This is a genomic window from Microbacterium faecale, assembly GCF_014640975.1.
Lineage (GTDB): Bacteria > Actinomycetota > Actinomycetes > Actinomycetales > Microbacteriaceae > Microbacterium > Microbacterium faecale.
In genome coordinates this window covers 2,207,472-2,229,643 of sequence record NZ_BMHO01000001.1, presented here as the reverse complement: position 1 = coordinate 2,229,643, position 22,172 = coordinate 2,207,472, and the positions used below count along the sequence as shown (strand labels likewise).

Annotated in this window: 20 protein-coding genes and 2 tRNA genes; 17 read left to right on the top strand and 5 right to left on the bottom strand. The window is 67.4% G+C overall.

Annotation, left to right across the window (positions count from 1 at the left end):
* The first annotated feature begins 4 nt into the window (after positions 1-4).
* A complete protein-coding gene (locus IEW87_RS10535; protein ID WP_188712174.1) occupies positions 5-1,510 on the top strand; it encodes an amidohydrolase in 1,506 nt (501 codons plus the stop codon).
* A 61-nt stretch (positions 1,511-1,571) separates the two neighbouring features.
* Here the strand turns inward: IEW87_RS10535 and IEW87_RS10530 are convergent, their stop codons facing one another.
* Positions 1,572-2,051, bottom strand: coding sequence for a Dps family protein (locus tag IEW87_RS10530; protein ID WP_188712173.1), 480 nt, complete (start codon positions 2,049-2,051; stop codon positions 1,572-1,574).
* Between the two features lie 181 nt (positions 2,052-2,232).
* Here IEW87_RS10530 and IEW87_RS10525 point away from each other — a divergent pair, with 181 nt between their 5' ends.
* The 7 genes from IEW87_RS10525 (at position 2,233) to clpX (ending at position 7,461) form a co-directional block, all read left to right on the top strand.
* Positions 2,233-2,763: a gamma carbonic anhydrase family protein gene (locus IEW87_RS10525; protein WP_188712172.1), complete on the top strand. Its 531-nt coding sequence runs from the start codon at positions 2,233-2,235 to the stop codon at positions 2,761-2,763.
* A gap of 70 nt (positions 2,764-2,833) precedes the next feature.
* Positions 2,834-2,907, top strand: a tRNA-Gly gene (locus IEW87_RS10520).
* 154 nt (positions 2,908-3,061) lie between these two features.
* Positions 3,062-3,135, top strand: a tRNA-Pro gene (locus IEW87_RS10515).
* Positions 3,136-3,285: 150 nt separating this feature from the next.
* Entirely contained in the window at positions 3,286-4,638 is a 1,353-nt protein-coding gene (gene tig / locus IEW87_RS10510) for a trigger factor (protein WP_188712171.1), read from the top strand.
* 156 nt (positions 4,639-4,794) lie between these two features.
* On the top strand, positions 4,795-5,388 hold the full coding sequence (locus IEW87_RS10505) for an ATP-dependent Clp protease proteolytic subunit (protein WP_188712170.1): 594 nt from the start codon (positions 4,795-4,797) through the stop codon (positions 5,386-5,388).
* 23 nt (positions 5,389-5,411) lie between these two features.
* Positions 5,412-6,068: an ATP-dependent Clp protease proteolytic subunit gene (locus IEW87_RS10500; RefSeq protein ID WP_188712169.1), complete on the top strand. Its 657-nt coding sequence runs from the start codon at positions 5,412-5,414 to the stop codon at positions 6,066-6,068.
* A gap of 121 nt (positions 6,069-6,189) precedes the next feature.
* Entirely contained in the window at positions 6,190-7,461 is a 1,272-nt protein-coding gene (clpX, locus tag IEW87_RS10495; RefSeq protein ID WP_188712168.1) for an ATP-dependent Clp protease ATP-binding subunit ClpX, read from the top strand.
* A 53-nt stretch (positions 7,462-7,514) separates the two neighbouring features.
* Here the strand turns inward: clpX and IEW87_RS10490 are convergent, their stop codons facing one another.
* Together IEW87_RS10490 and valS are read right to left on the bottom strand one after the other, a co-directional pair.
* Positions 7,515-7,751: a hypothetical protein gene (locus IEW87_RS10490; RefSeq protein ID WP_308420919.1), complete on the bottom strand. Its 237-nt coding sequence runs from the start codon at positions 7,749-7,751 to the stop codon at positions 7,515-7,517.
* Positions 7,751-10,315 (bottom strand): valine--tRNA ligase, encoded by a 2,565-nt coding sequence (gene valS / locus IEW87_RS10485; RefSeq protein WP_188712167.1) that lies wholly within the window; start codon positions 10,313-10,315, stop codon positions 7,751-7,753. The genes IEW87_RS10490 and valS overlap by 1 nt, the downstream gene beginning before the upstream one ends.
* A 130-nt stretch (positions 10,316-10,445) precedes the next feature.
* Between valS and IEW87_RS10480 the strand changes: the two genes are divergently transcribed.
* The 6 genes from IEW87_RS10480 to ndk all read left to right on the top strand — a co-directional run bounded on the left by IEW87_RS10480 (position 10,446) and on the right by ndk (position 17,605).
* Entirely contained in the window at positions 10,446-10,790 is a 345-nt protein-coding gene (locus tag IEW87_RS10480; protein WP_188712166.1) for an ArsR/SmtB family transcription factor, read from the top strand.
* A gap of 2 nt (positions 10,791-10,792) precedes the next feature.
* A complete protein-coding gene (locus tag IEW87_RS10475) occupies positions 10,793-11,764 on the top strand; it encodes an SRPBCC family protein (RefSeq protein ID WP_188712165.1) in 972 nt (323 codons plus the stop codon).
* Between the two features lie 255 nt (positions 11,765-12,019).
* Positions 12,020-15,436, top strand: a complete 3,417-nt coding sequence (ileS, locus tag IEW87_RS10470; protein ID WP_188712164.1) for an isoleucine--tRNA ligase — start codon at positions 12,020-12,022, stop codon at positions 15,434-15,436.
* Positions 15,433-16,779, top strand: a complete 1,347-nt coding sequence (locus tag IEW87_RS10465; RefSeq protein ID WP_188712163.1) for a bifunctional folylpolyglutamate synthase/dihydrofolate synthase — start codon at positions 15,433-15,435, stop codon at positions 16,777-16,779. Before ileS ends, IEW87_RS10465 begins: the two co-directional genes overlap by 4 nt.
* Positions 16,779-17,171, top strand: coding sequence for a DUF4233 domain-containing protein (locus tag IEW87_RS10460; protein WP_188712162.1), 393 nt, complete (start codon positions 16,779-16,781; stop codon positions 17,169-17,171). The genes IEW87_RS10465 and IEW87_RS10460 overlap by 1 nt, the downstream gene beginning before the upstream one ends.
* 17 nt (positions 17,172-17,188) lie before the next feature.
* Complete coding sequence (gene ndk, locus IEW87_RS10455) at positions 17,189-17,605, top strand: nucleoside-diphosphate kinase (RefSeq protein WP_188712161.1); 417 nt, start codon at positions 17,189-17,191, stop codon at positions 17,603-17,605.
* A 24-nt stretch (positions 17,606-17,629) separates the two neighbouring features.
* Here ndk and IEW87_RS10450 read toward each other — a convergent pair whose 3' ends face one another.
* Positions 17,630-18,244 carry a vitamin K epoxide reductase family protein gene (locus IEW87_RS10450; protein WP_188712160.1) on the bottom strand — a complete coding sequence of 205 codons (615 nt, stop codon included), beginning with the start codon at positions 18,242-18,244 and terminating at the stop codon, positions 17,630-17,632.
* A gap of 241 nt (positions 18,245-18,485) precedes the next feature.
* Here IEW87_RS10450 and IEW87_RS10445 point away from each other — a divergent pair, with 241 nt between their 5' ends.
* Positions 18,486-21,020, top strand: coding sequence for an Rne/Rng family ribonuclease (locus tag IEW87_RS10445; RefSeq protein ID WP_188712159.1), 2,535 nt, complete (start codon positions 18,486-18,488; stop codon positions 21,018-21,020).
* A 53-nt stretch (positions 21,021-21,073) separates the two neighbouring features.
* On the opposite strand, the gene IEW87_RS10440 is transcribed toward IEW87_RS10445, so the two are convergent.
* Positions 21,074-21,340, bottom strand: coding sequence for a DUF4031 domain-containing protein (locus IEW87_RS10440; RefSeq protein ID WP_188712158.1), 267 nt, complete (start codon positions 21,338-21,340; stop codon positions 21,074-21,076).
* 188 nt (positions 21,341-21,528) lie between these two features.
* Between IEW87_RS10440 and rplU the strand changes: the two genes are divergently transcribed.
* Complete coding sequence (rplU, locus tag IEW87_RS10435; RefSeq protein ID WP_188712157.1) at positions 21,529-21,837, top strand: 50S ribosomal protein L21; 309 nt, start codon at positions 21,529-21,531, stop codon at positions 21,835-21,837.
* A gap of 22 nt (positions 21,838-21,859) precedes the next feature.
* Positions 21,860-22,117 carry a 50S ribosomal protein L27 gene (rpmA, locus tag IEW87_RS10430; RefSeq protein ID WP_188712156.1) on the top strand — a complete coding sequence of 86 codons (258 nt, stop codon included), beginning with the start codon at positions 21,860-21,862 and terminating at the stop codon, positions 22,115-22,117.
* The last annotated feature ends 55 nt before the right edge of the window (positions 22,118-22,172 follow it).

Sequence of the window (22,172 nt, the reverse complement as noted above, 5' to 3'; positions counted from 1 at the left end):
GCGTATGAACTTCGGATCCGTCGTCGACGTCGTCGCGAACGCCCGCATTGCAGGCGAAGGGCGCGACCTGATCGCCCACCCCGACGTCGAGCGAGACGGCCTCTTCGATCTCTGGCTCGCAGACGGGCGCATCGTCGACATCGCACCGGCCGGGAATCTGCGTCGTCGGGGAGCCGTGCTCGACGTGGAGGGCTCCTGGGTCGTGCCGGGTCTGCGGGATCATCACGTTCACTTCGTGCCGTGGGCCCTCACCGCCGAACGCGGCTCGGTCGCGGAAGCGTCTGGTGCCATCGAAGCGGCTCGGATCGCGGCGACGGCCCCCGTGCGCGGCGACGGTCGGCGGATCCTCGTGGGCATGCGCGACGCGCTGTGGGCGGACGCGCCGTCGCTCGCCCTCCTCGACGAGACGACCGGCGACGTGCCGACGTATGTCGTGAACTCGGACCTCCACTCGCTGTGGCTGAACTCTGCCGCGCACAGGTGCGAGGGCATCGCACCGGACGCCGCCGGGGTCCTGCGCGAGCAGGCCGCGTTCGACGTCGGCACGCGCATCAACGACGTTGCAGAGGAGGTCGCGGACGCCGCTGTGGAGCGGGCCGCGCGACGCGCGGCGGCGCGGGGTCTGGTCGGGCTGAGCGACCTCGACATCACCTGGAACGTCGACGCGTGGCGCCGCCGAGTCGACCGCGGATGGGATCTCCTCCGCGTCGCGTTCGGGGTCTATCCGGAGCACCTGGACCAGGCACGTGCCCAGGAGCTCGAGACGGGGCTCGCGCTGAGCGCGAACGGTCTCGTCACGGTCGGGCCGCTCAAGGTCATCGCCGACGGCTCCCTCGGCACGCGCACGGCGGCGACGACCGTCGGCTACTCAGATCAGACCGGTCGCGGCGCAATGAACATCGGCCAGGCCGACCTGACCGAGCTGCTCATCCGGGCGGCGGGAGCCGGCTTCGCGACGACCGTTCACGCGATCGGTGACGAGACCGCGACCGCCGCGCTCGACGCCTTCGCGACAGCGGGCGTGCCGGGTCGGATGGAACACGCCCAACTGGTGTCGCCGGCGGACATTCCGCGCTTCGCTCGGCTGGGCGTCGAGGCGAGCGTTCAGCCGCAGCACGCGATCGACGACCGCGATCTCACGGACACGCTGTGGGCGGATCAGACCGCGCGTGCGTACCCCCTGCGCGCGTTGCGCGACGCGGGCGCAACGCTGCTGTTCGGATCCGACGCGCCGGTGTCACCGTTGGATCCGTGGACGCAGATCGCCGCCGCCGTGTTCCGGACGGATGACGAGCGCGCGTCGTGGGATTCGGATCAGGCGATCGATGTGCGTACGGCGCTGGCGGCGTCGACGGCGGGCGGCAGTACGGATCCGCACGTCATCCTCCCGGGATCCGTGGCCGATCTCGCGATCATCGCGCATGACCCGCTCGCCGCGACCCGCGCACAGCTGGCGGCGATGCCCGTGCACGCCACGCTGCTCGGCGGACGTCTGACGCACCTGGCGTAGGCCCCTGCGGACACGGCAACGGCCCCGCCGTCTCGAAGACGACGGGGCCGTGAGAACCGAGTTACTCAGCGATGTGCGAGAACAGGAACCAGCGATCCTTCTCGAGACCCGACTTGATCCCGATGGCGATGTCCTGGCTCGTCAGGTCCGTTTCGTCAAGCCCCTCGATTGCGGCGTCGAGGTCGGCGATCACGCGGTCAATGTCGGCGATGATGCCCGCGACGACCTCATCCGAGTGGGCGAAGCCCGCGGGCGCACCGGTGGTCGCGCCCTTCTCACCGACGCGCTCTGCGCGGGCGTCGAGGGGGAGACCGAGCGCGACGATCCGCTCGGCGGCCTCGTCGGCCCAGCCGCCGGCGTGCGCGACGAGCGTGTCGAGGAACTCGTGCACGCCGATGAAGTTTGCGCCGCGGACATGCCAGTGCGCCTGCTTGCCGTTGATCGTGAGCGCCTGGAGGCCGAGGACGACGGGTGCGAGGAACTGTGAGGTGCTCGACGCAGCGGTCGCGTTGGAAGCGGTGGTTTTGACTGTGGTGGCCATGAGGGAACCCCTTTCTTCGGTTCAGGCGAAGGATGTGACCTCCGCTTGGTACCGAATCTACTCGTTTCGCGCATCGATGCAAGCAAGGTGAGCCTGTACTGAATATGCGCGTGACCTGGGAAAAGTGAGCCTTCCCTAATAAGGCGTGCTCACGGTGCGCCGAATCGATAGGCTCACCGACATGACGATCTCACCCCATGCCACGGTTCGCGCGCTCGCTGACGACGTTCCCGAGCTTGCCGATGACGTCCTCCTCGCCGAGGGGGCTCGCATCATCGGTCGCGTCACGATGGCCGCCGGATCGAGCGCGTGGTGTAACGCCGTGCTTCGCGGTGACGTCGCGTCGATCACGATCGGTCGCGGGTCGAACGTGCAGGACAACGTTTCGGTCCACGTCGATGCGGGTCACCCGGTCGTGCTGGGAGAGTACGTGTCGGTCGGACACAACGCGGTCGTCCACGGGTGCGAGATCGGTGACGGCTCGCTGATCGGGATGGGAAGCGTGATCCTGTCGGGTGCGCGGATCGGCGAATCGTGTCTCGTCGCGGGAGGCGCGGTCGTCCTCTCCGGTGCCCAGATCCCTCCGCGCTCGCTCGTCGCGGGTGTTCCGGCGAAGGTGCGGCGCGAGCTGACAGATGAGGAGGTGGCGGGCCTGCGGGACAACGCCGAGCGGTACCTCGAATACTCGGCGCAGCACGCCGCGTCTCTGTGACGCGCCCGGGAGGCCGCCAGTTCCTGCCCAGGGGTCGGGATCCGATAGACTCGTCTGGATCGCCTGATCCGGGGATGTAGCTCAATGGTAGAGCCCCAGTCTTCCAAACTGGTCACGCGGGTTCGATTCCCGTCATCCCCTCCAATCGACGTCCGGGGCGGCCGCTGGCCGCCCCGGACGTCGATTATTTGACTGAGCGAATCGAACCCTTTCGGCGCGCCAGCCGTTGTGCGTGGTCGAACCGAATGTCGGATAGACTCCTCAAGGCCGTTTCGTGTTCCCGAGTGCGTGGAATCAGCGGGGCGTAGCTCAGCTTGGTAGAGCGCCCGCTTTGGGAGCGGGAGGTCGCAGGTTCAAATCCTGTCGCCCCGACGTCGGCCCACCCGAATGAGTGAGGAACAGGAACGGATGCGTTTCTGGGAGACACGAATCCGGGCCGGAGGCACGTAGTGCCGCACAATTAGACCTCAAACCCGTGGCCACGCCCATCGTGGGCGCCGCAACAAGGAGAAGCGAACGAGCATGGTGAACAACACCGTCGAGAAGCTCAGCCCGACCCGGGTGAAGCTGCACATCACGGTCACCCCCGAGGAGCTCAAGCCGAGCATCGATCACGCGTACGAGCACATCGCGCGCGACGTCGAGATCCCCGGCTTCCGTAAGGGCAAGGTTCCCGCGCCGATCATCGATCAGCGCGTCGGGCGCGGTGCCGTCATCGAGCACGCCGTCAACGAAGGGCTCGACCGCTTCTTCCGCGAGGCCGTGTCGGAAAATGAGCTGCAGGTGCTCGGCCAGCCGAGCGCTGATGTGACCACGTGGCCCGCGGAGAAGGACTTCTCCGGCGACCTCGTGGTCGACATCGAGGTCGACGTCGCACCTGAGTTCGAGGTGCCGGACCTGGAGAACCTGAAGGTCACGGTTGACGCGATCGAGGTCGACGACGCCGCGATCGACACGGAGCTCGACGAGCTGCGCGCCCGCTTCGGCACGCTCGTGCCGGTTGATCGTCCGGCCACGACCGGTGACTTCGTCGAGCTCGACCTCATCGCGTCGATCGATGACGCCGAGGTGGACCGCGCCGAGGGCGTGTCGTACGAGATCGGATCGGGTCAGCTGCTCGAGGGCACAGACGAGGCTCTCGACTCGCTTACGGCTGGCGAGGAGACGACCTTCCGCACGACGCTCGTCGGTGGCGACCACGCCGGCGAAGAGGCCGAGGTGCAGATCACGTTGAAGGCCGTCAAGGAGCGCGAGCTTCCTGAGGCCGACGACGATTTCGCCCAGATGGCGAGCGAGTTCGACACGATCGGCGAGCTGCGCGAGTCGCTGGCCGACCAGGCCAAGCAGAAGGGCTCCTTCTCGCAGGGATCCGCCGCACGCGACAAGCTTGTCGAGCAGCTCCTCGAGACCGTCGAGCTGCCGATCCCGGCCAGCCTCATCGAGGACGAGGTGCACCGTCACCTCGAGCAGGAGAATCGACTCGAGGACGACGAGCACCGCGCCGAGGTGACGGAGGCGAGCGAGAAGCAGTTCCGCACCCAGATCCTCTTCGACCGCATCGCGAAGGACCTGAAGGTTGAGGTCTCGCAGGACGAGTTCACGCAGTACCTCATCCAGGCGTCGAGCCAGTACGGCATGAGCCCGCAGGACTTCATCCAGGCGCTTCAGCAGGGCAACCAGCTGCAGGCCGTCATGGGCGATGTCGCGCGGAACAAGGCCATCGCGGTCGTCCTCGGCAAGGCCGAGGTCGTCGACACCAACGGTGACCCGGTCGAGCTCGAGGGCTTCGCAGCCACCGAGGACGAGACGGACGAGGCCGCGGATGCGGACGACGCAGACGCTCCGTCCGAGGAGGCCGCCGACGAGGCCAAGTAAGCCACGTCGTCTGACTGACGAGAGGGTCGTGCGCCGGATGGCGACGGCCCTCTCGCCGTCTCATCGCCGGCCGTCGTATGCCCACGGCGAACACGGCCGAGCCGCAACGTACGCGCCGGTAGTGTCATATCGACGCCACACCCGAATGGAGTGAGAATGCCTCAACCCCTCATGGCACAGAGTGTCTTCGATCAGTTGCTGAAGGACCGCATCATCTGGCTGGGCTCAGAGGTGCGCGACGAGAACGCGAACGAGATCTGCGCGAAGATCCTCCTGCTCGCAGCCGAGGACTCGACGAAGGACATCTACCTTTACATCAACTCGCCCGGCGGTTCGATCACCGCGGGGATGGCCATCTACGACACCATGCAGTTCGTGCCGAACGACATCGTGACGGTCGGCATCGGCATGGCCGCGTCGATGGGCCAGCTGCTGCTCACCAGCGGCACGAAGGGCAAGCGCTACATCACGCCGAACGCCCGCGTGCTCCTGCACCAGCCGCACGGCGGTTTCGGCGGCACGGCGAGTGACATCCAGACGCAGGCGGAACTCATCGTGTCGATGAAGAACCGCCTCGCCGAGATCACGGCGGCCCAGACCGGCAAGACCGTCGAGCAGATCAACGAGGACGGCGACCGTGACCACTGGTTCACGGCACCGGAAGCCCTCGAATACGGATTCGTCGACCACATCCGCGAGAGCGCGAGCGACGTCGCCGGTGGCGGCGGCACCGAGCGTGAGTCGAACTGAACAAGCAAGGGATCGATCACACGATGCACACTCCGCACACCCCCGCCCCGCAGGGCCTTTCGACGCCCGCCAGCCGTTACATCCTCCCGCAGTTCGAGGAGCGCACGGCCTACGGCTTCAAGCGACAGGACCCCTATAACAAGCTCTTCGAGGACCGCGTCATCTTCCTGGGTGTCCAGGTCGACGACGCGTCGGCCGACGACGTCATGGCGCAGCTCCTCGTGCTCGAGAGCCAGGATCCTGACCGCGACATCATCATGTACATCAACTCGCCGGGTGGATCCTTCACCGCGATGACGGCGATCTACGACACGATGCAGTACATCTCGCCGGACATCCAGACGGTCGTGCTGGGCCAGGCAGCGTCGGCGGCATCAGTGCTGCTCGCGGCCGGTGCGCCCGGCAAGCGTCTCGCACTGCCGAACGCGCGGATCCTCATGCACCAGCCCTCGCTCGGACAGTCCGGCCACGGACAGGCGTCCGACATCGAGATCCAGGCTGCGGAGATCATGCGCATGCGGAAGTGGCTGGAGGAGACCATGGCGAAGCACACCAACCGCTCCGCCGAGCAGATCCACAAGGACATCGACCGCGACATGATCATCGGGGCGGAGGACGCCGTCGATTACGGCCTCGTCGACCAGGTGCTCACGTCACGAAAGCGCACCCAGGCGAGCTGACGCTCTGCTCTGTCGCGCGCCCCGTCCGGTGTTCCGGGCGGGGCGCGCCGCTGCGTTCGAACGTCGGTGCGAGCCGGTAGCCTGAAACAACACAGCGACGAGATCCTGGAGACGTGATCCCATGGCCCGAATCGGCGAGAGCGCCGACTTGTTCAAGTGCTCGTTTTGCGGGAAGAGCCAGAAACAGGTCCAGCAGTTGATCGCTGGTCCCGGTGTGTACATCTGCGACGAGTGCGTCGAGCTGTGCAACGAGATCATCGAAGAGCGCATGGCCGAGTCGGCCGGGGACGGCGAAGTCTCCGAGATCGATCTGCCGAAGCCGCGTGAGATCTTCGAGTTCCTCGACGAGTACGTCATCGGTCAGGACCAGGCGAAGCGTGCGCTGTCGGTCGCCGTGTACAACCACTACAAGCGGGTGCGCGCACAGGGCGAGCTCAAGGCTGCGGATGAGAAGGCCGAAGAGGTCGAAATCGCCAAGAGCAATATCCTCATGCTCGGGCCAACCGGATCCGGGAAGACCTACCTCGCGCAGACGCTGGCGAAGCGTCTCAATGTGCCGTTCGCGGTGGCCGACGCAACCGCGCTGACCGAGGCGGGTTACGTCGGCGAAGACGTCGAGAACATCATCCTCAAGCTGCTGCAGGCCGCGGACTATGACGTGCAGCGGGCCGAGCACGGCATCATCTACATCGACGAGGTCGACAAGATCGCCCGCAAGGCAGAGAACCCGTCGATTACGCGCGATGTCTCCGGCGAAGGGGTGCAGCAGGCGCTGCTGAAGATCTTCGAGGGGACGGTCGCGCAGGTCCCGCCGCAGGGTGGGCGCAAGCATCCTCACCAGGAGTTCATTCAGGTCGACACGACGAACGTGCTCTTCATCGTCTCGGGAGCTTTCGCGGGGCTGGAGGAGATCGTGTCGTCGCGTGTCGGGCGTGCGGGCGTCGGATTCGGCGCTCCGCTGCAGTCAAAGCGCGACAACGACGGCCTCTTCACCGAGGTCCGTCCGGAGGACCTGCACAAGTTCGGGCTGATCCCCGAGTTCATCGGTCGCCTGCCCGTGATCGCCGCAGTCGAGTCGCTCGATCAAGATGCGCTCGTCGACATCCTCACGGTGCCGCGCAACGCCCTGGTGAAGCAATATCAGCGCATGTTCCTCATCGACGGGGTCGACCTCGACTTCGACGAGGATGCGCTCCGTGCGATCGCGGATCTCGCCGTCGACCGCAAGACCGGTGCGCGCGGCCTGCGCGCCATCCTCGAAGACGTGCTCGGGCCGATCATGTTCGAGATCCCCTCGAGCGATGACGTCGCGAAGGTCGTCGTCACGCGCGCGGCCGTCGAGGACGGGTCGCCGCCGACCGTCGTCTTCCGAGAGCGCCGCAAGAGCGCCTGACGCACGAAGAGAGGGTCCGGACGATCGTCCGGACCCTCTCTTCGTCGCGGGTGTCAGTCCATCGGATCGAACGTCGACACGGTGGCGACGCCCTCCCGGTCGATGCTGATCTCGATGCCTGTGTCCAGCTCGGCGATCGGTCGGCCCTCGAGCCACGTGAGCGTCCACATGGGCGTCGGGCCGGTTTGCGGCAGGCTCTGCTCCGCCGCGGCGATCTCCGTAGCGAGCGCGGCGGGTACCGACGGGGGCACGTCGCTGCCTGCCGGCCATCTCGTTCCAAGTTGCATCATCACTCCTGTTCGTCGAGTTCGATCGCGGTGATCGCGAGCTCGGCGCCTTCCATGAACGTCAGCGACTCAATGCGACCGACGGCCTTGAGGTCGGACTCAATGAGCGCGAGGCGGGCGATGTCGGCGGCGGGCGCGGTGATCGTCGCCGACGCGACCGGCGTGCGCTGGGACGCCTTCGCCTCGGTCTTCGCGCGACGCACGCCGATGAGGGCCTGCGAAGCGGCGTCGAGAACGGCGGGGTCGCCACCGAGTTCGCCGGAGACCGGCCACGAGGCAGCGTGCACGGACCCGCTCTCGAACCAGCTCCATGCCTCTTCGGCCGCGAACGACACGACGGGGGCCAGCATGCGCAGGAGCGTCGAGAGGGCGCTGCGCAGCGCGACGGCGGCGGAAGCGCCTTCGGGGCCCCCGTTATACGCACGGTCCTTCACGAGCTCGAGGTAGTCGTCGCAGAATGTCCAGAAGAACGACTCCGTGACCTCGAGAGCGCGCGCGTGGTCATAGTTCTCGAGCGCCGTCGTCGCCTGCGCGATGACGCCATCGAGCGCTGCGAGCATGGCGAGGTCGAGCGGATCCGTGACCTCCGCACCGGCGGGCGCCTCGTTACCGAGAGCGAACTTCGTCGCGTTCAGCACCTTGATCGCGAGGCGGCGGCCGATCTTGATCTGCGTCGGGTTCTGGGGGTCGAACGCCGCATCGGTGCCGAGTCGGCTCGACGCCGCCCAATAGCGCACGGCGTCGGAGCCGTGCTTGTCGAGGATGTCGGCGGGTGTGACGACATTGCCCTTCGACTTCGACATCTTCTTGCGGTCCGGATCCACGATGAACCCGGAGATCGCGGCGTGACGCCACGGCGCCCGGTCGTCCTCGAGAGCGCTGCGCAGCAGCGTCGAGAACAGCCACGTGCGGATGATGTCCTGGCCCTGGGGGCGCACGTCGAACGGCGCCACGACATCCCACAGTTCGTCGTCGCTCTGCCAGCCGCCTGCGAGCTGCGGGGTCAGCGAGGACGTGGCCCAGGTGTCGAGGATGTCGCTTTCCGCGTCGAACCCGCCCGGAACACCGCGCTGGTCAGCGGTGTAGCCATCCGGCACATCGATCGTCGGGTCGACCGGGAGGCGGGCCGTGTCGGGCGTCAAGACGCGGCCGTAGTCGCGCTCGCCGTTCTCGTCGAGCGCGTACCAGAGGGGGAACGGCACGCCGAAGAAGCGCTGCCGCGAGACGAGCCAGTCTCCGGTGAGCCCGTTCACCCAGTTCTCGAACCGCACGCGCATGAACTCCGGGTGCCAGTCGATCTGCGAGCCGAGGTCGAGGAGCTTCGCCCGGAGCGACTCGTTGCGCGCCCCGTTGGAGATGTACCACTGGCGCGTGGAGACGATCTCGAGGGGGCGGTCTCCCTTCTCGAAGAACTTCACGGGGTGTTGGAAGGTGTCGCCGGTGGCGGCGAGCTCACCGGACTCGCTCAGCAGCTCGACGATGCGCTTCTGCGCGCTGAACACGGTCTTGCCCGCGAGCTCCGCGTAGGCCGCGCGGCCGGACTCGCTCGTGACGACGTCGGGCGCGTCCGCGATGATGCGACCGTCCTTGCCGATGATGGTGCGGTTCGGCAGATCGAGCTCGCGCCACCACACGATGTCTGTCGCGTCGCCGAACGTGCAGATCATCGCGATGCCGGAGCCCTTGTCGGGCTGCGCGGCCGCGTGCGCGAGGATCGGGACCTCGACGTCGAACAGGGGCGTGCGCACGGTCGATCCGAACAGCGGCTGGTAGCGCTCATCGTCGGGATGGGCCACGAGCGCGACGCAGGCCGCGAGCAGCTCGGGACGTGTCGTCTCGATGAACACGTCGCCCGATCCGTCGGTGCGGTGGAACGCGAGGCGGTGGTACGCGGCCGGCCGGTCGCGATCCTCGAGCTCGGCCTGCGCGATGGCGGAGCGGAAGTCGATATCCCAGAGCGTCGGCGCGAGCGCCTGGTAGGCCTCGCCGCGCTCGAGGTTGTTCAGGAACGCGAGCTGGCTGGTGCGGATCGTCTCATCGGAGATCGTGCGGTAGCTCTGCGTCCAGTCGACCGACAGACCGAGCTGTCGCCACAGGTCCTCAAAACGCGCCTCGTCCTCGACGGTGAGCTTCTCGCACAGCTCGATGAAGTTCCGGCGACTCACCGGCACCTGGTCGGCGGCCTTGATCGTCTTGGTCGTGCCCTCGAACGGCGGCGTGAAATCGGCTTCGTACGGCAGCGTCGGGTCGCACCGCACGCCGTAGTAGTTCTGCACCCGACGCTCGGTCGGCAGACCGTTGTCGTCCCAGCCGATCGGATAGAACACCTGCTTGCCGCGCATGCGCTCGAAGCGGGCTTTGACGTCCGTGTGGGTGTAGCTGAACACGTGGCCGATGTGGAGGGAACCGGATGCCGTCGGCGGGGGAGTGTCGACGGAGAAGACTCCCTGGCGACCGACTCGCTGCGCGGCGGCGCGGTCGAAACGGTACGTTCCGTCGGTTTCCCAGCGCTCACCCCACTTCGCTTCGAGTCCTTCGAGCTTGGGCTTGTCGGGGATGTCAGGCATGCGCGGAACTCCTCAGCGATATGGGCGGCACGGTGTGTACGTACCAGATGTGGTGGTTTCGGGAAGTCTACCCGGCCGCCGCTGAGGGGAGGGTTGCGCCGGAGGCCGCGGCGCATTAACCTGCAACCAAATGGTTGTATATGAGGAGCTCAGCGACGCCGAGGTGGATCGGGTCTTCCGAGCCTTGGCTGACAGCACGCGCCGCGACATCGTGCGCCGCGTGCTGACCGACGAGGCCGCCGTGAGCGAGCTTGCGGCCGCGTACGACATGTCGTTCGCGGCCGTGCAGAAGCACGTCTCGGTACTCGAGGAGGCGGGGCTTGTGACGAAACATCCCCGCGGAAGGCAGCGGATCGTGCGGGGCCAACCCGAGCGGATCCGCCGGGCGCGGCAGTTGCTCGCCACGTTCGAAGACATCTGGCGCGCGCGGATCGATCGTCTCGACGCGCTGCTCGACGAACCGAAAGGATCCTGACAATGCCTGTGACATCGGTTGAGACCGACACCGAGAACCTGACCATGACGATCATCGCCGACTTCTCGGCGTCGAAACAGCGCCTGTGGGGCGCGTACGCGGACCCGCGGCTCATCGAGCAGTTCTGGGGGCCGGTGACGTACCCAGCGACCTTCTTCCGCCATGACGTGTTCCCCGGCGGCCAGAGCCGCTACGTGATGACGGGACCGGACGGCGATGTGTCGGCCGGCTACTGGGAGTTCCTCTCCGTCGACGCCCCGAATGGGTTCGAAGTGATCGATGGGTTCTGCGACGAGGACGGCGAGCCGAATCGTGATCTTCCGTCGATGCGTATGGTGTTCGCGTTCGACGAGACATCGGGCGGATCGCGCCTGACGACGACGACGCACTTCACCTCGCTCGATGAGCTCGAGAAGCTGGTCGAGATGGGCATGGTCGAGGGCACCGAATCGGCGATGAGCCAGATCGACGCGGTGCTCGCCGACCTCGCGACCTTCGCCGCGGGCATGCCGACGAACGCGCAGGAGCTCTCCGACACACAGGTGCGTATCGCGCGCGTCATCCGCGGGTCTGTCGGCGACGTCTGGCGTGCCCACCACGATGCGGAGCTGCTGAAAAGCTGGTTGCTCGGGCCCGACGGCTGGGAGATGGACGAGGTGATCCCGCCGGGTGAGGCCGGCTCCACGTACCGGTACCACTGGGCGCCGACCGGCGACACCGAGGGGACGCCCTTCGCGATTTCCGGCACCGTCATCTCGTCGCAGCCGGAGCGCCGCGTCGTGCACACCGAGCAGATGGAGGGGATCCCCGGCGAGACGCTCAATGAAGTCACGTTCACGCCGGTGCCTGACGGAACCCTCCTGACGTACGTCATCACCTATGACAGCCGTGCCACGCGCGACGCCGTGCTCGCGACGGGGATGACCGACGGTATGGAGGCCAGCTACGTTCGGCTCGAGAGGGCCCTCGCCTGAGCCTCGGCGACGTGGTGCGCGGATCCGTCTCGGCCGCGCGCCACGTCGGGTAGAATCGTGCGTAACGGCATCGATCCGGCCATCACCGGGGAGCTCGCGGAAGAACGGCTGCTCGCAGCCCAGTAGAGCCGCGCGGGGCAGGCCCGTCACAGCCGCTGTGAGAGTGGCGCTCCGCTCGGGGCGCAACGCGGGGTGGTACCGCGGCTGGCAGCAGTCGTCCTCGCAGTTCGATCCGTGACGAACTGCTGGAGTGAGATGACCTACCCGAAGAGCGCTTTCGGTGCCGCCGCCGACGCGGTCACCCCTTCGCCGAGCTTCCCGGACGTGGAACGCGAGGTGCTCGACTTCTGGAAGGACGACGACACCTTCCGCGCCTCGATCTCGCAGCGCGAGGGAGCGGACGAGTGGGTCTTCTACGACGGCCCGCCGTTCGCCAACGGACTGCCGCACTACGGCCACCTCCTGACGGGGTACGCGAAGGATGTCTTCCCGCGCTTCCAGACGATGCTCGGCAAGAAGGTCGATCGCGTCTTCGGTTGGGACACGCATGGTCTGCCCGCCGAGCTCGAGGCGATGAAGCAGCTCGGCATCACGGAGAAACACGAGATCGAGCAGATGGGCGTCGACGCGTTCAACGCAAAGGCGCGCGAATCCGTCCTCACCTACACCCGCGAGTGGGAGGACTACGTCACGCGTCAGGCGCGCTGGGTGGACTTCGAGCGCGGGTACAAGACGCTCGACCCGTCGTACATGGAGAGCGTGCTGTGGGCGTTCAAGGCTCTCTATGAGAAAGGCCTCGCCTACGAGGGCTACCGCGTGCTGCCGTACTGCTGGCGCGACCAGACGCCGCTGAGCAACCACGAGCTGCGCATGGACGACGACGTCTACCAGGACCGCCAGGACCCGTCGGTCACGATCACGTTCCCGCTCACGGGGGAGAAGGCGTCCTCGCTCGGACTCGTCGGCGCGCGGGCGCTCGCGTGGACGACCACGCCCTGGACGCTGCCGACGAACCTCTCGCTCGCCGTCGGGCCGGACATCGCGTACGCGATCGTCCCGTCGGGTCCCGCCGGGCCCGGCGAGAACGTGGCGGCGGGCCGATTCCTGCTCGCCGAGGATCGCGTCGCCGCGCACGCCAAGGAACTCGGCTACGAGGATCCCGAGGACGCGGTCGCGGCGATCGAATCGCGACTCACGGGAGCCGAGCTCGCCGGCGTCGCCTACGATCCGCTGTTCGACTACTTCGTCGACGTGGACACGTGGGGCACGCAGAACGCGTGGCGGATCCTCGCGGACGACTACGTCTCGACGGGCGATGGCACCGGCATCGTGCACCAGGCGCCGTACGGTGAGGACGACCATCGCGTGCACGAGGCGCACGGCATCCCGTCATTCCTTTCGCTCGGTCCGGATGGCCGCTTCCTCGACAGCGTGCCCGACGTCGCCGGCGAGCTGTGGATGGATGCGAACACGCCGCTCGTGCGGTTGCTTCGTCAGAATGGTCGCCTGCTGAAGCACGCGAGCTACGTGCACTCCTACCCGCACTGCTGGCGCTGCCGGAACCCGCTCGTCTACATGCCGGTCTCCAGCTGGTTCGTGCGGGTGACGGATTTCAAGGACAGCCTGCTCGCGAATAACGAGCAGATCACCTGGGCGCCCGAGAACGTCAAACACGGACAGTTCGGCAAGTGGCTCGAGGGCGCGCGCGACTGGTCGATCAGTCGCAACCGCTACTGGGGATCGCCGATCCCCGTGTGGAAGTCCGACGACCCGAACCACCCGCGCGTCGATGTGTACGGCTCCTTCGAAGAACTCGAGCGCGATTTCGGCGCGCTCCCGCGCAACGAGGCGGGCGAAGTCGACCTGCACCGCCCGTACGTCGATCGGCTCACGCGCCCGAACCCGGATGATCCGACGGGGAAGAGCACGATGCGCCGCATCGAGGACGTCTTCGACGTGTGGTTCGATTCCGGCTCGATGCCGTTCGCGCAGGTGCACTATCCGTTCGAGAACGCCGACTGGTTCGACGACCACGCGCCGGCCGACTTCATCGTCGAGTACATCGGGCAGACGCGTGGGTGGTTCTACGTCATGCACGTGCTCTCGACCGCACTGTTCGACCGCCCGGCGTTCACGGGCGTGAGCTGTCACGGCATCGTTCTCGGCAGCGACGGCCAGAAGATGTCGAAGTCGCTGCGCAACTACCCGAACGTCAGTGAGGTCTTCGACCGCGACGGGTCCGACGCGATGCGCTGGTTCCTGATGTCGTCGTCGGTGCTGCGCGGTGGCAACCTCTCCGTGACCGAAGAGGGGATCCGCCAGGGCGTGCGCGAGTTCATGCTGCCGCTGTGGAACTCGTGGTACTTCTTCTCGACCTACGCGAACGCTGCGGGCGGATACGAGGCCGAGTGGCGCACTGACTCCACACACGTCCTCGATCGATACATCCTTGCGCTCACGGGCGACCTCGTTCGCGACGTGCGGGCCGACCTGGAGGCGCTCGACTCGACAACGGCATCCGAGCGACTTCGCGACTTCGCCGAGGCGCTCACGAACTGGTACATCCGTCGGTCGCGCGACCGGTTCTGGGGCGACGTGACGGATGACCCTGCGAGTCGCGAGGCGTTCGACACGCTTTACACCGTGCTGGAGACTCTGTGCCGCGTGGCGGCGCCGATGCTACCGCTCGTTACCGAGCGCGTGTGGCAGGGGCTAACGGGCGAGCGGAGCGTGCACCTGACCGACTGGCCGGACGCGGGCGAGTTCCCGGCGGCGGCTGACATCCGAACGGCGATGGATGCGGTACGAGACGCATCGAGCGTCGCGAACGGACTGCGCAAGAAGGAGAAGCTGCGCGTGCGCCTGCCGCTCGCGAAGCTGACGGTGGTCGCGGCCGGATCCGCCGGGCTCGGTCAGTTCGAGGACATCCTGCGCGACGAGTTGAACGTGAAGGCGATCGAACTCGACGAGCTGACGGAGGACACCGCGAAGCGGTACGGAATCTCCCACCGGCTGAGCGTCAACGCGCGCGCCCTGGGGCCGAGAATCGGCAAGCAGGTCCAGCAGGTGATCAAGGCGTCGAAGACGGGCGAGTGGTCCGAGTCCGACGGTGTCGTCACTGCCGGTGGCATCGAGCTGCAGGACGGCGAGTACGACTTGGCTCTCGACACGTCCGGACGCCCCGCAGGCGAAGCGATCGCGACGCTGCCCGGCGGCGGATTCGTGATCCTCGACACGCAGATGACGCCGGAGCTCGAGGCCGAGGGGCTCGCGCGCGACGTGATCCGTGCCGTGCAGGACACCCGCAAAAAGGCAGACTTCGACGTCAGCGACCGCATCCGCCTGGCGATCGCGTTCGACAGCGCCGACGACCGTGCCGTGTTCGGCACTTTCGAGTCGATGCCATTCGGCTCGCCGTTGGCCTCCCTCGTCCAGGAGGAAACGCTGTCGGTGTCATTCGAGCCTGTGCTGAACGATCCTGTCGAGCTTGCGCGCCTCGGTGACCCGCAGGACGCAGACGAGAACCTCGAGCGAGAGGACTTCTCCACCGCGGATGCGTGGGTGAGGGAGTTCGGATTCCGCCCGGAGCACGTGAATGTGATCGGCGCAGGAACCTACGCGAACGTCGGGGACATCACCATCGCGGTCGCACGGCAGGAGATGGGGCGATGAGCGGATCCGACGTGCAGCGGGCCGACGCAGTCTATGAGCAGCTGATCGCGCGGGCGGGGGAGTCGTGGGTCGAGCCTCGCCTCGACCGCACGGCGAAGATGCTCGCCTACCTCGACGACCCGCAGCGCACATATCGCGTCGTACACGTGACCGGCACCAACGGCAAGACCTCGACGGCGCGCATGATCGAGTCGTTGATTCGCGCGCACGGCCTGCGGACCGGCCTCTTCACGAGCCCGCACCTCGTGCGGTTCACGGAGCGGATCCTGATCGACGGTGAGCCGATCGCAGATGACGCGGTGTCCGACGCCTGGAATGAGATCGAACCGTTCATCTCCCTCGTCGACGAGGAGCTCGCGGCCGACGGACAGAATCCACTGACGTTCTTCGAGCTGCTCACGGTGCTCGCCTTCGTCGCGTGCGCCGACGCGCCCGTCGACGTGCTCGTCCTCGAGGTGGGGATGGGCGGAGCCTGGGACTCGACCAACACCGCGGACGGCGACGTCGCGGTGATCGGACCCGTTGCGATGGACCATGCCGCCCGTCTCGGCGCAACGCGCGAGGAAATCGCCGAGGTCAAGGCTGGCATCATCAAGCCGGGCGCGCGGGTCGTTTCGGCCCAGCAGGACGCTGGCGTCGCCGCTGTGCTCAGACGTGTCGCCGCAGAGCAGGGAGCACAGATCGCCTTCGAGGGCGCCGACTTCGCGCTCACGGACCGAAAGCTCGCTGTCGGTGGGCAGCAGGTGTCATTCCGCGGCCTCGCCGCCTCGTACGACGAGGACTACTTGCCGCTGTTCGGACGCCACCAGGCCGCGAACGCGGCTCTCGCCCTCGCGGCCGTCGAGGCGCTCATCGGCGGGGGCGAGCAGCCGATCCCCGACGATCTGCGTGCCGAGGGGTTCGGGGAGGCGACGTCTCCCGGCCGGCTCGAGCTCATCGGAACCGAGCCGACGATCGTGGTCGACGCCGCCCACAACCCGCACGGCGCGAGGGCCCTCGTCGAGGCGCTCGGCGAGTCGTTCGACATGGACGAGTGGGGCGTCGTGCTGGGCGTGATGGCGGACAAGGACATCGCCGGAATCATCGGTGAACTTGCCACGATCGCGACGCACGTGTTCGCCACGGAGTCCGACTCGGAGCGCTCGGCGTCAGCGGACGAGATCGCGGACGCGGCGGAGGAACGGGGACTGCGCCCGACCGTGCATCCGAACGTCGTCGACGCGATGGAGGCGGCGCGCGAATGGGCCGCCGAGGGAGAGAAGAGGGCTGTGCTCGTGGCGGGTTCGATCGTGCTGGGCGGCGAGGCGATCGCGCTCGCACGCGTGGAAGGGTGGAAGCCGTGATGGCGAAGACGCCGCGCGCACGCCGCTATCGCACCCTCCCCGAGAAGGTCGGCTCGATCGTGCTCGGGTTCGAATCGATCGTGGTGTTCCTCGCGGGGCTCGTCGTGTTCGGCCTCAAGTCCCTTCCGTCGGGCATCGCGGACTGGTGGGGCATCGTCGCGGGCGGAATCATGCTCATCGTGCTCCTCGCCGCAAGCGGCACCCTCCGCTGGACGTGGGGACGCGTACTCGGCTGGGTGCTGCAAGGGGTGATCGCGCTCGGCGCCTTCCTCGTCCCGGCGATCCTGCTGATCACGGTCGTGTTCGGTGGGCTGTGGGCCTACGCGATGATCGGTGGGGCGCGCGTGGAGCGCCGCATCGCGGATCAGCACGGTACGGACGGCACAGCCTGATCCGGTAGATTCGACACATGGCTTCTGAAGAAACCCTCGTCCTCATCAAGCCCGACGGCGTGGCGCGCGGCCTCACGGGGCAGATCCTCGCTCGCATCGAGCAGAAGGGGTACGAGCTCGTCGACATTCGCAAGCTGACCCCGTCTCGCGACGTCCTCGCGCAGCACTATGCCGAGCACGAGGGCAAGCCGTTCTACGAGCCGCTCGTCGAGTTCATGATGTCGGGCGACGTCGTCGCCGTGCGCGTCGCCGGCAACCGCGTCATCGAGGGGTTCCGCTCGCTCGCCGGCGCCACCGAGCCCACGACTGCGGCGCCCGGAACGATCCGCGGCGACCTCGGCCGTGACTGGGGCCTGAAGGTGCAGCAGAACCTCGTTCACGGATCCGACAGCCCCGAGTCGGCCGCGCGCGAGCTCGCCCTCTGGTTCGACTGACCCGCGCCCGGGCCGGGGAAGGGCCTACGCGAAGATCGTGTCGAGGATCGACGTGATCGCATCCAGCCGCACCTGCGCCATGAGCGTGATGATCACGAACGACAGCACCGAGATGAGCGGTACCCACCCCATCGTGCGGTCGGCAACCTTCCGCACGCCGCGGGGGAGTGGGAGCGCGCCGATGCGCACGCTGTGCAGCAGTACCGCGTAGAACGACGGGATCGTGACGACCCACGTCACCATGCACCACGGGCACAGCGTGCCGATGACGAAGATGCTCTGCGCGATGAGCCAGCACACGAAGCCGAACGCGAACGTCATGCCGAGGGTGAATGCCGCCCAGAACCATCGCGCGAATCGCGCGCCCGCCAGCACCGCCATTCCGACGGCGAGCGGTGCCATCCAACCGATGAGCCCGATGATCGGGTTCGGGAACCCGAACGCCGACCCCTGTGGGGCATCGAGGTTGGCCGAGCACTGCACGAGCACGCTGAAGTCGCACGCCGCGCCCTCGCCGGGGTTCTCGTAGGCGTCGAACTTCTCGATCGTGAGGGTGAACGCGGCAATGAGGCCGACGATTCCGGCGAAGACGAGCCAGACGGCCAGGGCGGTCGGGCGCTTCTGCGTCGCGATGGTCATGACGTCCAGTCTGTCATCGCCGCCGCTCAGACGACGCGCCCGAACCTGCGAGACGTACCTGAATGCGCGAGATTGGTACCAAGGTGAGATAATGACTGCGAGAAGACTTCGGAGCAATGGATGCTTCGCGCGGTGAGAGGCCCCAGGGGCCGCCGCAGACCGATGAGAAGTTGCCTCGCGACGCGACGCGCAACACGATTTCCACGGGCGTGAGACCGCTCGTGCAGGGAGTTCGCCAGAAATGGCCGAAGAGAACAACGACACGAACCACCAGGACGACACACGAGCAGACGAGCAGGAGCAGGCGACGCCACAGGTCGGACGGCCAGGCGCGTCCGATCCCGAGTCTGCAGCGCAGGCGCCCGTCGTGCCTGGATCCGAATCCGACGGCACCGCTGCGGACACGCAGGCGCCGGAGGGGAATGACGGCTCCGCCGAGAATCCGGGATCCGATCACGACGCAGCCTCCGGCTCCGCCAGCTCCGATCCACCGGCCGAGCCGTCGGGCTCCGACGCTCCGGCGCCGGACGAGAAGGCTGACGCCAGCTCCGGTTCCGACGATTCGGCGGATGGCTCGGGGGGCGACGACGATTCGCCGAAGGTCCCGACTGCGGTGAGCCTCGGGCTCCTGCCGGAGAACTTCGTCTCCCGCGTGTCGACGGCCCTCGCGTTCTACGCACCGGACGTGCGCCTGATGCCGTCGCTGCCCGCACTCGACGAAGACGACTACGACGAGGACGACGACAGTGGCTCCGACCGGTCGTCCGGCGGCGGCCGTTCCTCGCGTCGGCGTCGGCGCCGCGGATCCGGGAGCGACCAGAACGACGGTGGCGGGCGCAAGCGCGTCGTCGAGGTGGTCACCGAGCCCCAGCGCATCAAGGGGTCCACCCGCCTCGAGGCGAAGAAACAGCGTCGCCGCGACGGGCGCGAGGCCGGGCGTCGCCGCTCGGTCGTCACCGAGGCCGAGTTCCTCGCCCGTCGCGAGTCCGTCGATCGCGAGATGGTCGTGCGCGCGAAGCAGGACCGCACTCAGATCGGCGTCCTCGAGGACGGCGTGCTCGTCGAGCACTACGTCGCTCGCGCTCAGGACCAGTCGCTCATCGGCAACGTCTACCTCGGGCGCGTGCAGAATGTGCTGCCGAGCATGGAGGCGGCGTTCGTCGACATCGGTCGCGGCCGCAACGCGGTGCTCTACTCCGGCGAGGTCGACTGGGACGCGGTCGAGACGGGCAACCAGCCGCGCCGCATTGAGCTCGCGCTCAAGCCGGGTGACACGGTGCTCGTGCAGGTCACGAAGGATCCCGTGGGCCACAAGGGTGCGCGCCTGACCAGCCAGATCTCGCTTCCCGGACGCTACCTCGTGTACGTCCCTGCCGGATCCATGAACGGCATCTCGCGGAAGCTTCCGGACACGGAGCGCGCGCGACTCAAGAAGATCCTGAAGAAGGTCCTGCCGGAGTCGGCCGGCGTGATCGTGCGCACGGCCGCTGAGGGTACATCGGAGGATCAGCTCACGCGCGACGTCGACCACCTCGCGAAGCAGTGGGAGCACATTCGGAAGCAGGTCGAGAAGGGCCAGGCGCCGAAGCTCCTGCACAGCGAGCCGGACCTGCTCGTGAAGATCGTCCGCGACGTGTTCAACGAGGACTTCCGGCGGATGGTGATCAAGGGCACCGATGCCGAGGGGACCATCCGGTCCTACCTTGAGCAGGTCGCGCCCGATCTCCTCGAGCGTGTCGAGACCCACGAGGGCGACGCCGATCCGTTCGACGATCACCGCATCTCCGAGCAGATCGAGAAAGCGCTCGACCGCAAGGTCTGGCTCCCGTCCGGCGGGTCGCTCGTCATCGACCGCACCGAGGCGATGACGGTCATCGACGTCAACACCGGCAAGTTCGTCGGATCCGGGGGCAACCTCGAAGAGACCGTCACGAAGAACAACCTCGAGGCGGCGGAGGAGATCGTGCGGCAGCTGCGCCTGCGCGACATCGGCGGCATCATCGTGGTCGACTTCATCGACATGGTCCTGGAGTCCAACCGCGACCTCGTGCTGCGGCGTCTCATCGAATGCCTCAGCCGCGACCGCACGAAGCACCAGGTCGCCGAGGTCACCACGCTCGGCCTCGTCCAGATGACGCGTAAGAAGATCGGTCTCGGGCTGCTGGAGACGTTTAGCGAGGCCTGCGACGTGTGTGCCGGACGCGGCATCATCGTCCACCACGATCCCGTGTCGAAGCACCGCACTTCGGGCAACGGCGGCGGGCGCCGCTCGCGCGGCGGCAAGTCGCGCTCCGGCAAGAGCGAGGCGCCGGCGGAGAAGGACGAGCCGACCCACGTGAACACCGAGGGCGCGAAGTCTGCGCTCGCGAAGATCGCCGCGTCGACGCTCCCCAAGGAGGACGACGCTCCCGCCCGACCTGACCAGGGCCGCAACGGGGCTGACGCTCCGTCGTCGCTCGACCAGCTCGCGACCGTTTTGCCCGAGGGGCCGCGCGGAGCCGAGGACGAGGCTCCCGCCGCTGATGAGAAGCCGCGCAAGCCGCGTCGTCGTCGCGCGAGCGATTCCGGCGGCGCGGCGTCGACGTCGGGATCGGGAAGCGCCTCATCGTCGTCGGGATCCGGTGGAGCCAGCAACCTGCTGGATTCCGTCCTGAATGCGCTGCCGGAGCCGAAGGCGCCGGGGCAGGGCCGCTCGCGTCGTCGCGTGACGACGGCGGCTCTGCAGGGCACCGCGGTCAAGGTGGGCGAGGAGTCGACGGAGGAGTCCGCGAGCTGAGGGTTCGCGCCGTCATCGGCCCTGCCCGCGGAGGAGTCCGCGCGCAGGGCCGATCACGTGCGGTCGCGTCCGCGCACGCGCAGTCCGGAGGCGATGAGCGCCCGGGTCAGTTCGCCGGCGGTGACGCGCCGTGCGCCCGCGGCGACGATTGCGTCGATGCGCTCAGCGGGCACGTCGTAGTGGTCGAGGTCGAATGCCCGGCGGGGGAGGCCGACCGCCGCCGCGAACGCGTGGAGCTCCGTGAGATCCGTGTCGCTGATGAGGTGGGCCCAGAGTCGGCCGTGCGCGGGCCACATCGGGGTGTCGACGAGGATCGCCATGGCCGCCACGATATCGGTGACGGGATCGTCACGACGCGCCGCCGCGCGCAATTGCCGCATTCAGCATCAATCAGGTAAAGTTGTACGCTGGTGCGTCTCGGGTCGCGCGCTCTCCCACTGGCGGCGCGATCACACACCATGACGGATGCGCCTCGCACAATCCCATTTCCTACGAAACAGGTATCAACGTGGTTTACGCAGTTGTTCGCGCCGGTGGCCGGCAGGAGAAGGTCGAGGTCGGCTCGATCATCACGCTTGACCGAGTTCAGGCTGCCGAGGGCGAGTCGATCGAGCTGCCCGCCGTCCTCTTCGTCGACGGCGACACGGTGACGACCGAGGCCGACGCGCTGTCGAAGGTCAAGGTCACGGCCGAGGTCCAGGGCAACCTCCGCGGCCCGAAGATCGTCATTCAGAAGTTCAAGAACAAGACCGGCTACAAGAAGCGCCAGGGGCACCGTCAGGAGCTCACGCGCGTCAAGGTCACCGGAATCAAGTAAGCGCCAGGAAGAGGACACCGAGATGGCAAGTAAGAAGGGCGTCAGCTCTACCCGTAACGGTCGTGACTCGAATGCTCAGCGCCTCGGCGTGAAGCGCTTCGGCGGCCAGGACGTCAACGCGGGCGAGATCCTCGTGCGTCAGCGCGGCACGCACTTCCACGCCGGCACCAACGTGGGACGCGGCGGCGACGACACGCTGTTCGCACTCGCGGCGGGCGCCGTGGAGTTCGGTACGAAGCGCGGCCGCAAGGTCGTCAGTGTGGTCTCCGCGGCCGAGTAATCGGCGGCGTCACACGATCGCTGCAGACGTCGAACGGGGGTGGGCTGAGGCTCGC